The 13,951-nt window shown below is 58.7% G+C and carries 13 protein-coding genes and 2 pseudogenes; 4 read left to right on the forward strand and 11 right to left on the reverse strand.

The features are described from left to right. Nucleotides 1-78: 78 nt before the first annotated feature. Nucleotides 79-411 (forward strand): annotated as a pseudogene (locus FGL94_RS18895) (RNA polymerase subunit sigma-70); the annotation flags it as partial. Nucleotides 412-525: 114 nt separating this feature from the next. On the opposite strand, the gene FGL94_RS17570 reads toward FGL94_RS18895, so the two are convergent. Continuing rightward, entirely contained in the window at nucleotides 526-957 is a 432-nt protein-coding gene (locus tag FGL94_RS17570; protein ID WP_144928015.1) for a TRAM domain-containing protein, read from the reverse strand. A gap of 302 nt (nucleotides 958-1,259) precedes the next feature. After that, complete coding sequence (locus FGL94_RS17575) at nucleotides 1,260-1,652, reverse strand: winged helix-turn-helix domain-containing protein (protein WP_144928018.1); 393 nt, start codon at nucleotides 1,650-1,652, stop codon at nucleotides 1,260-1,262. A gap of 112 nt (nucleotides 1,653-1,764) precedes the next feature. Here FGL94_RS17575 and FGL94_RS17580 point away from each other — a divergent pair, with 112 nt between their 5' ends. Beyond that, complete coding sequence (locus FGL94_RS17580; protein ID WP_144928021.1) at nucleotides 1,765-2,433, forward strand: DUF7509 family protein; 669 nt, start codon at nucleotides 1,765-1,767, stop codon at nucleotides 2,431-2,433. A gap of 427 nt (nucleotides 2,434-2,860) precedes the next feature. Here the strand turns inward: FGL94_RS17580 and FGL94_RS17585 are convergent, their stop codons facing one another. After that, nucleotides 2,861-4,186 (reverse strand): orc1/cdc6 family replication initiation protein, encoded by a 1,326-nt coding sequence (locus tag FGL94_RS17585; RefSeq protein ID WP_144928023.1) that lies wholly within the window; start codon nucleotides 4,184-4,186, stop codon nucleotides 2,861-2,863. A gap of 415 nt (nucleotides 4,187-4,601) precedes the next feature. Next, a protein-coding gene (locus FGL94_RS17590; protein WP_144928026.1) for an IS630 family transposase occupies nucleotides 4,602-5,623 on the reverse strand; the annotation gives its coding sequence in 2 pieces (ribosomal slippage) (nucleotides 4,602-5,117 and nucleotides 5,120-5,623; 1,020 coding nt in all). Nucleotides 5,624-6,290: 667 nt separating this feature from the next. Here FGL94_RS17590 and FGL94_RS18950 point away from each other — a divergent pair. Continuing rightward, nucleotides 6,291-6,671 (forward strand): annotated as a pseudogene (locus tag FGL94_RS18950) (helix-turn-helix domain-containing protein). A gap of 103 nt (nucleotides 6,672-6,774) precedes the next feature. Here the strand turns inward: FGL94_RS18950 and FGL94_RS17600 are convergent. The 6 genes from FGL94_RS17600 to FGL94_RS17625 all read right to left on the reverse strand — a co-directional run bounded on the left by FGL94_RS17600 (nucleotide 6,775) and on the right by FGL94_RS17625 (nucleotide 11,289). Continuing rightward, entirely contained in the window at nucleotides 6,775-7,098 is a 324-nt protein-coding gene (locus FGL94_RS17600) for a hypothetical protein (protein ID WP_144928029.1), read from the reverse strand. Nucleotides 7,099-7,267: 169 nt separating this feature from the next. Beyond that, complete coding sequence (locus FGL94_RS17605) at nucleotides 7,268-8,086, reverse strand: hypothetical protein (protein WP_144928033.1); 819 nt, start codon at nucleotides 8,084-8,086, stop codon at nucleotides 7,268-7,270. A 112-nt stretch (nucleotides 8,087-8,198) separates the two neighbouring features. Further along, nucleotides 8,199-9,128, reverse strand: coding sequence for a M78 family metallopeptidase domain-containing protein (locus tag FGL94_RS17610; protein ID WP_144928036.1), 930 nt, complete (start codon nucleotides 9,126-9,128; stop codon nucleotides 8,199-8,201). 400 nt (nucleotides 9,129-9,528) lie between these two features. Then, the gene (locus tag FGL94_RS17615) at nucleotides 9,529-9,876 is read right to left on the reverse strand and encodes a hypothetical protein (RefSeq protein WP_144928041.1); all 348 of its coding nucleotides are present in this window, start codon (nucleotides 9,874-9,876) and stop codon (nucleotides 9,529-9,531) included. Nucleotides 9,877-9,951: 75 nt separating this feature from the next. Continuing rightward, entirely contained in the window at nucleotides 9,952-10,950 is a 999-nt protein-coding gene (locus tag FGL94_RS17620) for a DUF6610 family protein (protein ID WP_144928044.1), read from the reverse strand. Nucleotides 10,951-11,073: 123 nt separating this feature from the next. Continuing rightward, nucleotides 11,074-11,289 (reverse strand): hypothetical protein, encoded by a 216-nt coding sequence (locus tag FGL94_RS17625; RefSeq protein ID WP_144928047.1) that lies wholly within the window; start codon nucleotides 11,287-11,289, stop codon nucleotides 11,074-11,076. A gap of 132 nt (nucleotides 11,290-11,421) precedes the next feature. Between FGL94_RS17625 and FGL94_RS17630 the strand changes: the two genes are divergently transcribed. Further along, the gene (locus tag FGL94_RS17630; RefSeq protein ID WP_137783042.1) at nucleotides 11,422-11,628 is read left to right on the forward strand and encodes a heavy-metal-associated domain-containing protein; all 207 of its coding nucleotides are present in this window, start codon (nucleotides 11,422-11,424) and stop codon (nucleotides 11,626-11,628) included. Here the strand turns inward: FGL94_RS17630 and FGL94_RS17635 are convergent. Then, nucleotides 11,625-13,901: a heavy metal translocating P-type ATPase gene (locus FGL94_RS17635; RefSeq protein ID WP_144928051.1), complete on the reverse strand. Its 2,277-nt coding sequence runs from the start codon at nucleotides 13,899-13,901 to the stop codon at nucleotides 11,625-11,627. The two genes, FGL94_RS17630 and FGL94_RS17635, sit on opposite strands and share 4 nt — an antisense overlap. Between the last annotated feature and the right edge of the window lie 50 nt (nucleotides 13,902-13,951).

The following is a 13,951-nucleotide window of genomic DNA, read 5'->3' on the forward strand; positions in this document are numbered from 1 at the left end:
CATTGCAATCACCAACTACGAGCGAGGAAACGAACCGGGCTGTGAGATGCTATGAGTTGGATTCTATGACACGCTCTACAGGGCGGCTACCAGGTCAGCCGCGATCCCGACGACTACCCGCATTTCATCGCTGTTCGCGAGCAAGACGTCGACGCCTGGGAGACGTTTTTCGAATCGTTCGGGCTACCAACCACCTTCGAGCGCCAGCCCAGCGACGAGATCGATGGACCACTGCAGATCGTCCTCGATCCACAGACGTCACTCGAAATCGAGGACGTCGAAGGCTACCCGGTTATACCGCGCGAGGACACGATCGAGTACATGCGCGAGCACTACGCGCAGTTCCAGTCGGCGCTCGCGATGCTTGACCGCATGTACGACGACCTCGATCTCGGTGTCACTAGAGGCGAGGATCTCAAGCATGGCTCTCGGAGTGATTTCGGGGCATCGGCTGTCTCTGTTGAGACAGTCACGGCACTCCAGCAGTATCTGTCTGATCAGGTCGAACAGCTGCGGTGAAACAGCTTAGAGAGCCCGCGGATCAATATCAACGACGCTGGCAAAGGCAACGTTCTCCTGAACCTGCTCGATTTCGACGGTCGGCTCATCACCGGGTTGGCCACCAGGAACGATCACAACGTATCCACGGTCAACTTTCGCGATTCCATCACCCTGGTCGCCGGTTGTCTCAATTGTCACGTCCCGAATTTCGCCCTCCTCAACCGGCGGCCCAGAAGATCCACGCTGTCGGTCAGATTGGGCACGATCTGCGGACGCGGGCTCGTGCTCGTCCTGCGCCGTCGTGGGTGAGTCGAAGACAGCGATCCGATACGTTTCGCCGAGGGAGACAGCGTCATGATTGAGCTCCCCGGACGGAACCTCGACAACGTATGTCCCGTCCCGTTCGTGAACAGTCGCGCTGAAAACAGAGCGAAGCGAGTCCGGAATTTTGACCATTCGATGGTCCAATACTCGGCTGGTAGAGAACTTAACTCCATGGAAACGGCACGAGACAGCGACCTCCTGTATTGACGGGTAGTGCGGTGAAGCCACCGTTCTACCGCGATTGAACGTGAGAAGATGTGTTCTTGTTCGTACGGCCACATGGGATCTGCAAACGTCACGTCGAAAGAGGGTTAACCAACATCTCGACTCAACAAACCGTAGTTGTTGGTTAATACTATGAGGTACGGTAATCGCAGCGAAGATATCGAAGGGTAACAGGATCGCTGACAGGGGGCAAAGAACCCTACGACAGCTTACGAATAGGCGTCGTTGAACTCACGTTCACGCCGCATCAACTCCTCGACACCATGCTCGAGGATCCCGCGTCCCATTGCTGTCGGCCGATAGTACGTGTAAAAGCCCTGGCTGTCGGCGGTCCGTCGCTGGCGCTTGTCGACGAGGCCGACATCAACCAGTTCGTCGAGGTGGTAGTGGAAATTGTGCGGCTCGACGTCGACCACAGCCTTGAGGTCAGCGGCACTCAGTTCGTCGTTTGCGACGAGCGTTCGCAGGATGCGAAACCGCGTCGGGTGGCCGATCGCCTGTTGCATCGTGAGATACTCCTCGAGCGTCAGCCCGCTCTCCTCAGGGAGCGGCGGCTCCGGCTGGCGAACGTCCTCTGTTGGCTGGCGATCGGTTTCGGACATTGAGGGATGCCTCGGTTCGAGAGTTGGGACGCCACATACTTAGTCGTTCTCTACTAGAATATTCCTGAGAACACCGATATTTATATACTACTGTTCCGAATCGACGACTCGAATGCGGCAACGGATTATCGACAATCTCTCCCGGGCCACTGAAGATTCGGATGCCCTCACTCCAGCCCGGCGCGAACAGTTTCTCGTCTATCTGATGGGGCCGTACCGGACGTTCGACGTCGACGCGCTGCTACCGGCGGACGCGGATGTCGAAACCGACGTCCCGTCGTTCGCGACGTGGGACGAGGCCAGCGGCGAGTACGCTGAAGATGAGGTCTTGCGCCTCCTCCAAGAGACACGAGACTGTCTTCGCGACCGTGGCTTCAATGCCTTCCTCGCGATTGACGTCGGGATCTCGCTCAATGAGATGGATGCCGCCACACAAAGTATTGCCTTCGCGCAAGCCAGCAATGCGACGATTTTCATCGCCCCACAGGTCGGCGATAATCTCGGCGTCGGGATCGAGATCGGGAGCGTCCTCGAGGATTTACTGTCGACAGACGGGATGCAGGGGCCGGCGACTGACGCGACCCCACCAGAGCGCACGCGACGGGTGATGGTCGCGACCGAACCATCGGTTCGAAGCGCCATGCTCGGGGCAGTCCACGCGCGCTGGGACGCCAGCGTCCGGACGTTCACCGATGCCGCAGATTGCTGCCGACTGTGCGCGCAGTTCTGTACCCACATTCAGAACGAAGAGCTCTATGGCTCGCTTGAGCGTTTGGAATGATTCCGTCCCGTGCAGGCGGAACAGGCATCTATGAACTACACCGGCTAGGGAGCAGCACTTGACAAGAGAGATGAGCGGTCCCCGCTGATCGTCGATTCCTGAATCGAACGGAGGCTGCCGAGCCGATGTTGCCGCTCCTGTGTATATTTCGCGATGTCCTTCCATCAGAAGCCTCGAAAGACATAGACGTGGCAGGAGGGTCTCCACTCAGGAAAAACGGTGTGTAGGGTCCGCAAGATCCGATGGCGGCATCACTGAACCCTCCAGAAAATCGGTGACGCGATCTCCTGGGCGGTCGCCTCTATCGATTTGTTGTGTGAGCAACCACCATGATCTGTAGACCCACCCTTATCGACTTGTTACTGTCACCGATGGATCTGAATCATCGATAACACCCTCACCCCTATCGATTTGTTCGAGGAACAACCTACTGATTGAGCTGTGCGTTCACGACGGTACGGAGTTCGTCATCGTGGACGTCGTCTAGCCGCGAATCTTCTCGGAGCGTTTCGATGATGGTTTCCGGGTTCTCACCAAACGTGAACTCGAGGTAGCTGCCCGAGTGTGGCCCCTGACTCTTCCGTTCTGTCTCAACTAGCGAATACGTCGTTAGTTCCTTCATCTTGTTCACGTACGTTTCCTGGTGGTACTGATCCGAATCCAAGGTGCCCGTCAGGTATTGATATACTCGGTATCCAATCGGGCTTATCGCTGCACCAGTGCCGGTTTCACATGCCACAGCTGCAGTTGCGAAAAGACAGAGCTTCTTCTGCGTACTAATTCCACGAGTTACCTCTAACACGCGGTTTTTCTCGACCTTATCTTGAGCCTCTCGAACGTGCTCCTCACGGACTTTGTCTGCACCTGTTTTTTCTGCGATCGATCCCGCTGTTCGCATCAAGTCTATCGCCTTTCGGGCGTCCCCGTTGGTTTGCGCGGCGAATGCTGCTGCGAGCGGGATGACGTCGTCACTGAGCGCATCCTCATGGAAAGCGTCTTCTCGGGCCCAGAGGATTTCCCGGAGTTGGTTGGCGTCGTAGTCACTGAAGTGAACGTCTTCGGGGGTAAACGAACTGAGAGCGCGACTCCCCACACTCTCCATCATCTTCGTGTCATTAGTAATGGCGGTCACGGAGACCTGGGCGGTGATATCATCGGTGCTTCCAGCACGAGAGAGTTGATAGAGAAGACGGGAGAAGGCTGGCTCATCCTTATCGCGACGACCGACGAGCATGTCGAGTTCATCGAGGATGAACACGACTGTATCGTAGTGTTCGTTGATGAGACGATAGAGTTCACGCCATTTTTTCTTGTTTGGGACGCCGTGTTCTGGGACATCGACAGTCGTTCCAATGTCGCTCGCCACCTTTCGCGCAAGTTCGTAGACCGCTGCACCGAGGGTTCCCACATTCTGGCAGTTCATCTGGATGACGCCGAACCGGATATCACGACTTTCGCAGAGTTCGACGATGTTCTGGCAGACAGCGTTGATGATGAGAGATTTCCCGGTCCCGGAGGGGCCATAGAGGAGAAGGTTCGGCGGCCGCTCGTTACTAATTGCGACGCGAAGGTGCTGAGTGATATCGGTGAGCTGGGTGTCACGACCGACGATGCGTTCTTCATCGACGATTTCGTTCGGTTCAAGGAGATAACGGTTCTTGATGAGACTCGCGGCTTCTTCCTGCTCGAGAATGAGATCTTTGATAGAACCCGTGGACTCGGGGGTTTCCTCGGGACCACGATCCGTTGGCATACCGGACCTCACTCTACCACGATACTAAAAGATTCCCCTGTCGATTTCTTTTCTACCGGTACGACGGTCAGGTCCGGTGTATTAGAGGGGTACACCGGAGTATCCCACGACCTCCGACGATTTGTTAGGAGCTCTTCGCCTCAACCAATCCAAGAGGACTCTCTAACACCCTCTCACCTCTATCGATTTGTTCCAACCACAAAGGAGGGGTGGGGTGAGAGAATTCCCGAACGGACTAATGCTCCATCTACGTCACGATGAGCACGGAATCGAGAGCTGCTTTCATCTTCTCTTTCTCTTCTTTCTAGTTCTAGTTACTAGCTAGCTAGTAGAACGCACCTCTATCGACTTGTTCTCACTACACGCCACCCCCTTCATTTCCCTCCTGGTTTAGTATATGAATATGGATTGATACTCACAGACATAAGTACGTGAAGATATCTGGAACTTCGATTCGATCGAGCGCAGAGAGCGCAGCATCACGAAGATCGTCAAGGGTGTCGAACAGACGGTTGCCAAGCTCTTGATCAAGCTGTCGCCAACACTCTTCCGCGGGGTTCAGCTCCGGTGAACCCCGCGGAAGGTAGCACAGTTCGATCGGTGTGTTTTCGACGAATTCCTGCACGGCGTTTGCCGTGAAATACGAAGCGTTGTCCAAGACGACGCAGATTTTCTCGCCGAATTCGGTTTGGAGAGCGTCTAGCAAGCGAATCGTCGTGTCGCTGTTGAAATTCTCGGCACACGGCAGAAAGAACGTCTCACCACCGTCGCTGACTGCACCGAGCAACTTGATGCTATCCCACGCGCCCGTCACCGGGAGTGACGGGCGCTCTCCTTCCGGAAACCACGCATAGATTAGCGTCGAGAGAACCTGCCGCGTCTGATCGATCGTCAGGACTGTGTATTCGTCGTCCAGGTCGTTGCGCTTTTTTTGAAGCCTTCTTGCCAGGCTTCTTGGGCTCTCTCGTCGGATTTGTAGAACTCCGGCCGGGCTGTCTTCCAGGACAGCCCGGCCTCAGACATCAATCGTCGGACGTGCCGCTCACAGTATTCAACGTCAAATTCCTCAGAGAGATAGTGACGAGCTAGTGGAACAGACCACGCGGGCGCGTCTAGTCCAACTTCTTCGGGTGAGTCGTGAAGTACCTCAACGAACTGGTCGTGCTGTTCATCAGAGAGTTCGGATGGTCTGCCTTCACGCGGATCGTCGTAGACGACTTGCTCGACCGGCTCATCAGCGAGCCGGTCGAGCCGGCCAACCCAACGAGACAGCCATGGACCGGTGTATCCGTACCGTTCAGCTACCTCTGCCATCGTCGCGTCGTCTTCTTCGAGGTAGTTAATCACCGCCATCAGCCGTTGTGTCGGCTTCTTGTCCTCGACCTCCGCGAGAGCGTCGCGGAGGTCGTCGAGGGTGGCGGCGTCAAGCGTGGCCATACCCTAGAATCACACTCTAGCCTAAAGAATATTCAGCCGACAGTATGAGAAATCAGGAGATAAAGAGCGGATTTGGACATCTTATAGGTACTATGGCGGGACGTCTTGTCATTCCCTCTGTTTCCCGGCAAACTACTCTACACTCTCCCCTATCGATTTGTCTAATACCCATCCCATCTACCGAATACAGTGAGAATCGAGCTAATAAAGACCGATCCCGTCGAAGGACCTCATCCTGATGTGCCATCTTCTCGTGAGTTTCTCGTGATCAACTCTCCCCTCCCCACCCTTACTCGTCAGAACAAATCGATAGGGGTGGGTGTGTGGTCCTGTCGACACGGTCGCGATAGATGAAGCCGATCACGTATAGAGCCGACTTCGTGCTCAATTTTGGAATGTTCTCTCTATTGGTTCGATACTGGTCTTCCGTGGATGACTTCCCGCTGAACAAATCGATAGAGGTGACCCTCCGCATGCAGGTGGTTTCGTTGAACAAGTCGATAGGGGTGCGTCTCCCTAGATACTCAATCGGGTTCAGAGATCTCGATATCTGGTCCCCTGTATTAGCAATGCTACCGTACACAGCCAGTCGATTCAGTCAATTCGCTTCAAACCGATGCGTATTTGAGCCAAACGCTTTTTTATACATTATTCGAATTCTGTGGTAATGAGTACTTCCGACCACACGCCAGGCGACCTGGAGTCAGTGCGGGAGCGGCTCAACGTCGTCGCCCAAGAGACGCGGTTCTCGCTCCTCTAGGATATCCTCGGGCATCCATCGGAACTGCCGACGCTGAAGGAACTCGACTACGTCAACTCGAGTAAGAGCCAGACGACGATTCGCCAGCACCTCCAGCAGCTCGTCGACGCCGGCATCGTTGAGGAAGTGCTTCTGCCCGAGGACCGTCGGCAGAACGACCTGCCGTTCAAGTTCTACGGGATCAGCGAGAGTGGTCGGCAGTTCCTCGCAGAGCACAAGCTCCTCCGGGCACAAGACACGCTCCGAGAGATCTACGACCGAGTGGAGAAGACCGACGACATCAACTGATACGAGACCGCTCCGCGACCCGAGCGCTAACAGCTTCCGTCTTTCACTTCGCAGACGGGGTGTCCTCCGAACAACTGGCCATCCGACTGGGGTACTAGTTCGTCTACTCGTCTGGATTCACTGGGGATTTGTACTTTGATTTGATGCGATCTCCTTCTCTCCACTGCCAGTAGTAGTAGCGGTTGTCGTTGATCTCCTTGATCGTGATCGTCGCTTTCGAGGGGACGTCATCGGGAAGATCGTCGGGGCGCTCGTCGCTCTCGTCTTCCTCGTCCGCTTCGACAAGGCGGGCCTCGCGCTCGCGATACTCGGCGAGGTCCTCGGCATAGCGGGCCACGTCTCGGAGCAGCTTGGGCGAGTAGTCGTTGAGTGTGTCGATGACGTCGGTGGGGAGGTCCGCTGGGGGCGTCGGTGGCTCGTAGGACATGGCCGATCTCTGTTAACCAACACAAACGCAAAGAGCATAGTTTTGTTGGTTAAATCCGTAACCAACCGCTTACAACGGTCCTTCAGCAGCTGTAACACTATTCGAAACTCTCCATCAAGGAGTTTCGTCTGATGTTACAGCCCTCCGGATCCTCGAACGCTGGGTGATCCTACGAGTTCGAGGGGAGTCGACCATCAGGTCGTGGGACCTGCCCCTGTTTGATTTCGTGATCGACTCGCCGGAGGTGTTTACAGCCGCCCTCGGGCGTTCGTTTCCGCCAATCTGGGCAGGTACACGACTCGCTGATCACATCCACTTCGTATCGGTTCCCCGATGCTGATCGGACCTCGTACCGGCCGCCTTTTTCGAGCAGCGAGACGGCCATCTCTTCGTCGACGGCGCGTCTGGTTCGCGGCTCGAGGCCGTCGGTCTGGGTCGACTGCTCCGTGACGACCATCCGATCGCGCACGTCGCCGGTGCGGCCGCCGTCTGGGGCAACCGCAGCCTCGGGACCGTGGAGCCGATTCTGTAGGAGGTCTTCGACCGGATGACCCTCTGGCCACAGGTACTGGATTTCGCGACGTTCGCGATGGTCGTAGGAACCATAGGCGGCAGCACTGCCGGTCCAGACGCGCCACGCGCCGAGTGCGGCCATCACGTCGACGATGATCCGCGGAACGGTCTCGTACTCGTCGGGGTAGAATATTCGAAAGCGGGTACACTCCTCCTGCAGCGGAACGGTCTCCCACCACTCGACGTCGTCGCCCCAGCTGTCGAACATCGCGTTGTCCTCTCCGTATCCGACAGTCACGCCGTCAATCTGTGGCATGTCCACCGACAGCTCGTTAGCCTCACCTTCGAGCAGCCGGAGAACGGCGTACCGGAGATACTCGTGTTCCGGATGGTCGGTAGACTGGGCGACCTGGTCGTGGTGTTCTGCGACTCGTTCCGCCTCCTCGAGAACGGTAGTTAGGTACTGGTCGGTCATGGGTCGATGGAGACGGGACTGCGCCTCCGCCCCTCGGCGGGCGCTGATAAACTTAACCAACGAAGACCCGTATTGGCGTCCGACTGTTGGTTAATCGGCACGGACCACGAGTTCAGCTCTCGGCGACCGTCCCGATAATCTCCTGGGCGGTCGAACTGATTCGACCGAGCCGATCCTGGATCACCTCCGCATCGTCGTTCTCCCATGCGGCGAGGTAGAACGCTGACCCGCTCGTGTCTAGTCCGAGAAACCGACCAACGATGTACGCGACGGCTTCCGCTTCGACTTCGCGTTTCGCTCGCTCGGTGTCGTCGTCGACGTCGAAATGCAGTAGCGCGTGAGCGTACTCGTGAATCAGGGTGACCGCGAGATCGGCCTGATTCTCGCGAGCTTTCGCCTTGACGACCGGCTGGAGGTCATGCAGGCTCCGGGACTCACAGACGCCCATCGCATTGCCATGCTCCCAGTCGTCGGCCTCGACGATACGAACCGTCACGCCGAGGTCCGACGCTGCGTCGGTCAGTGTCGGAACCAAGTCCTCGGCATCCCCGGTTGCCTCCGTCTCCAGTTCGGGAAGCGGCTCGCCGTCGGTCTGCGAGACGTCGAAGACAGCAGTCGGCTTGAACCCGACGAGTCCTTTCGACCACTCGTCGGGTACCGTCTCGTCGTATTCACACTCACTGTCCTCGTGGTAGCTGGGCGAGTTCTCGCACTCCGGGCACTGCTTCGTGATGATCGGTGCCCAGATCCAGATCGCCTGTTCGCCTTCCTGGACGTACCGGTCGAAGTCGTTCCGCCAGGTGTTGTAGCCGGCGACCTTCGTCGCCTCGGGGCACTGCAGCTTGATGAGCAGCGTGTTGCGATGGGAGTAGTCGTGGAAGCGACTCTGGACGTCGAGCCACTCTTGGAACTCTTCGCTGGCCTGCGCGTCGTCGACGCCGGCGACGAGGTCGTCGATCCACTGTTCGATGGTACTGTGCATCTCGTCGTGTCGGGTGTCGGTCTCTTCGAACGAGACCGACGGATCACTGGCTGTAACCATTGTATTCACCGAATCGAGTTCACGGCGAGTGCGTCAGTTCAGACGCGCCGCACCCCTCGGGGGCGCACAACAAACGACGGTGCTCCTGAGAGGGATATCGGGGCCGCTATCGGAGGCTGGGATTAACAATCGGTGCGAGAATACCATCGAGAGCATGGGGCTCGTCGATGTGCTTCGCGGGGTCATCAGACCCAGCACGGCCGACACGGCCACGCTGTATGAGTGCCGCCACTGTGGCACGACCCTCTCGGCAGATACTGAGACGTGTCCGACCTGCGGAGGGGAGGATGTCGCTTGCTACCAGTTCTAAGTGGATTTCGCTCGGGTTGCTGCACTCGGTGTCGGCACTGCTTGTGTGGTCGTGTCCGTTCGCCCCCCTCGGTGTGAATGGGGGATCTGGTTATCGGAGCGCTGCTTTCTCGTCAGCGAAGCCGACCGCAACGAGATACGCGAGGAACGCGTCGAACCGTTCGACGTCGCTGGGTGTGTCCGTCGCGAGGTGTCGCACCCACTCGATGGCCCACTGGAACGCGGGATCGGTTCCGCCTTTGCCGTGGATATACCACCACCGAGCTGCTTTCAGGACGACGAGCGGATTCGTTGGTGGCTGCTCACCGGCGAGGCCACGAGTGATCGACTCGATCTCCTCGGGGACCCCAGCGGGATCGACCTCGCCTGATTGCGTGTTCGTTACATCGACTGGAATTGCATCGACCGAGATGTCGGTCGGACTTTGTTGTTGACTCACGGAAAATCACCAGCAAGGAGGACTCGATAGGGAGCCCTCGCCCTCTCTGGAGGGCGCGACAAACCACTCGTAGCGTCACGCCGTCGGAAAGTAGACGCTCTGCTTGCCGACGATCTCCTCGAGGTTGTTCCGATGGCGATGGGAGAAGTAACACTCGTAGCTGCAGTATCCACAGATTGCGCCGGTATCGTATTCGGCGACGAAGGGACCGCGCCGGGTCGTCCAGACGTTCGCTCCGCAGTCGGTACACGCAGCACTATCGAGATCGGTTGGTGACGGGCCCTCGTACTCGATTTCGAGGATGTCGCTATGTGGCGTTGAGTCGGGCCAGACGCCGTGAGACTGCCAGAACGCCTTGAGGCGGGCGAGACTGTGACGAACCGTCTTGCGAACCGTGACGTGATCGGCGTCGCGACCGCTATCATCCCACCCATCAGCTGTCCAGAATTCCCCGAACTGCGCGCCACGATGCAGCCCGTTCCAGTCGACGCCCACAATGTCGGCTGGTGGCTCGTCGGTGAGTGTCGGCCGGGTCAGCTGTCGGATGGCTTCGAGTTGTTTTGGTGGACTCCCGCCGAGGATATGGACGCGCCGACCGCGCCAGTCGGCCGGATCAGAGAACTCGTGGGCCAACCGGTCGGCGTACCCACGCGAATAGCCAAGAACGAGATCCTTGGGAATTGCGTCGATCACCGCTTGGGACTTTGGGACGATGATGAGCTCGGCCTCGGGGTAGCTGGCCTGAATCTCACGAGCAGCAGCGACGTGGTCATCGACGTCGCCGCGTTCGTAGATGTCGCCGATGACGCCGACCTGTGGTTCGTGCTCGAAGAACCGATCGACGAACCGATCCAGATCGGGGTTCCGAAAGTCGTTGTCAAGCATCCCGACGGGGAGGGTGAGATTCTGATATTGGTTCTCCTGATACCCGCAGTCCTCCCGAAAGCCGGGAAGGAAACCGAGCTTATAGGCATCCAGAGTGAACGGGGCTCGATGGAGGAACGCCACGATGTCGGCTTGTCTGGCGGCAGCGATGTCGCTAGCCGTTCTGGAGTCTGTACTCACGAGGGACATAATTGGAGTCACGAGGCCGCTGTTGGCCGCCCCGCGCCCCTTCAGGGGCCTGAAAAACCGAGGTGCAGTCTGTTAACCAACAATGGGGAAACCCACGCGGAGCTTGTTGGTTAATAACAGAGCTTACTCTTCGTCCTCACGCAGCTCTTCAGCCTTCCACTTGAGCCGGCGCAGAATCTGCGTCCGATTCTGATGGGCGTTCTCGTAGGCAACGCACTCCTGGAGGGTTTCCATATCCGGGATCGTCGCGATACCGGCCTTGATCAGGCGTGTGTTCGGTGCTTCCAGACGCTTCTCTGGAGGGAATTCGTTACTCTCTTCGTCGTCAGTAGTCTCCATCTCGAAGAGCCTCCACCCCTTTGGGGCCGACACAAACAACTCTCCGGACGATAACGCTCTACCTCTAATAGAGATAAAACCGATACAACAGTTACCGTAATGGTCATCCCCCGCGAGTGTTTACAGGCCCGTATGGAGCGAAAGACGATCTCCGTCACCGGGATGTCGTGCAACGGGTGCGAACAGAACGTGGAGACCGCCCTGCGAAACCTCGACGGTGTGAGTCGGGTCGAGGCCGACCACGAAGCTGACACGGTCGACGTGGTTCTCGAGGATGGAGTCGCAGACGACGACGTGAACGCGGCAATCGAACAGGCTGGCTACGACGTCAAGGCCTAATCGGCCGCCGCTCGGCCGTCTTCCCGCTCGCCGTCGGTGCGTTCGTCGAGGGCGAATTCGGTGTTGACACCCTCGCCCGAGAGGAGCTGACCAGCGAAGCTGTTGGCGAGGACGGCCGAGACAGACAACACCATCGCAAGCATCGCGAACACGGGGTGAACGAGCCCCGTGGTCGCGGCGGCGACGCCGACGCCGTTGAACGCGAAGGCCGTCACGAGATTCTGGCGGGTCTTCCGGTAGCTCTCTTTCCCGATCTCGTAGGCGTCCATCACGCCACCAAGCCGGTCGCCCATCAGGACGATGTCCGCCGATTCGATGGCGATGTCGGTCCCGGCGCCGATGGCGATGCCGATGTCCGCCTGTGTGAGTGCCGGCGCGTCGTTGATGCCGTCGCCGACCATCGCCACACGGTGGCCAGCTTCCTGCAGGCGACCGATCTCTTCGCGTTTCTCGTCGGGCAGGACATCAGCCATAACGCGGTCGATACCGACCTCCTCGGCGACCGCCTGCGCGGTGCGCTCGTTGTCGCCAGTGATCATCACGGGCGTAATATCGTATTCCTTCATCCGCTGGACAGTCGCAGCGGCGTCGCTCTTGACCTCGTCGCCGATGCCGATCAGGCCAAAGAGGTCACCGCCACGAACAACTCCAGCAACGGTGAGGCCGCGGCCTTGGAGTCGCTCAATATCGGCGTCTCCCTTCGACAGGTCGATCCCCTCGTCGCTGAGCCATCCCGGTTTCCCGACCAGCACGTCGTCGCTGGCCACGGTTGCCCGAACGCCCTTGCCGGTCACGGAGTCGAAATCATCGGGGTCCACGTATTCGACGTCTTGCTCGTCGGCGAACTCGAGGATCGCATCAGCGAGAGGATGCTCGGAGAACGCCTCTGCACTGGCCGCAGTCGTGAGTACATCCACCTCGTCGGCACCGAACGCGACGACCTCACTGACAGCGGGTTCGCCGACGGTGATGGTGCCGGTCTTGTCCAACACGATGTGGTCGATATCGGGGAAGATCTGGAACGCGTCACCCGACCGCATCAGGATGCCGCGGTTCGCCGCCTTTCCGCCGCCCCGGATGAGGGCGAGCGGTGTCGCCATCCCGAGCGCACACGGATAGCCGAGCACGAGGACCGCCAGCGCTGCGAACGCCCCGCGCTGGACGTCGGGGGCTGCCCCCCACGCGAGCGGTGCAACCACCCAGAAGAGGAACGAGAAAGCAGCAATCGTCAAGACGCCTGGGACGAAGTACTTGAGGACGCGGTCGGCGAGCTGGATGATGCCGGGCTTCATCGCCCGCGCTTCCTCAATTTCGCGTGCCACCTGGTTCAGGAACGCGTCCTCGCCGGTTGCAGTTACCTCGATGAGCAGCGTCCCGGTCTCGTTGACGCTGCCGCCGATCACCGCGTCGCCTTCGGACTTCTCCTCGGGGATGGACTCGCCGGTAGCGACCGACTCGTCGACCGTCGATTCGCCCTCGACGACGGTGCCGTCGACGGGGATGTTCTCGCCGGGCTTGACGCGGACGCGATGGCCAACGTTGAGGTCCTCGACCGGGACTTCCTCGACATCGTCGTCGTCGGTGACTCGGCGTGCTGTGTCGGGTTGGAGATCGAGGAGGCTCTGGACGGCCTGCGAGGCCCGAGTGCGGACGATGAGGCTGGTGTACTCCGAGAGGATGTGGTAGGTGGTGATGAACACGGAGACGGCGAAGAAGTGGACGGTCGGGAAGCTCGGGAAGACGAACAGACCGAGCAACCCACCGAGGAGCCCTGCGAACGCGCCTGCCTCCAGGAGGACGTGCTGGTTGAGGATACCCCGACGGAGGCTCTGGAACGCCTTCTGTTTGATGTAGCGGCCAGGCCCGAACATCGTCCCGAGCGCCAGCCCCAGCGTCACCAGATCCACTACGAGAGATGCCGACTCGAAGCGTCCCATCACTAGGATCATCCAGCCCATCAGCACAGCAACGACGATGGATGCGCCGCCGGCGAGCAGGAGGCGGCGCTTGCCGTCGGCGAGCTCGGCCTGCTGTTGCTCGTATCGCTTCGCCTTGTCCGGGTCGCGGATGGTGTACCCGAGATCCCGGAGCGTGTCCTTCACCTCGACCTCGCTCAGGCACTCATCGTCGTATTCGACGAGAACTTCCTCGTGAGCGAGACTCACGTCGACGTCCTCGACGCCGTCGGTCCGGCTGTAGGCCTTCTTGATGCTCTCGGCACAGAACGAGCAGGACATCCCCCCGACGTTGAATTGTTCGTGTGTCGTTCCCATCTTGCCTGTTGGTTATCGTGCGACGCGGATAACCATTACGACAAACGTTA

The sequence above is a fragment of the Halorubrum salsamenti genome (assembly GCF_007671685.1).
Lineage (GTDB): Archaea > Halobacteriota > Halobacteria > Halobacteriales > Haloferacaceae > Halorubrum > Halorubrum salsamenti.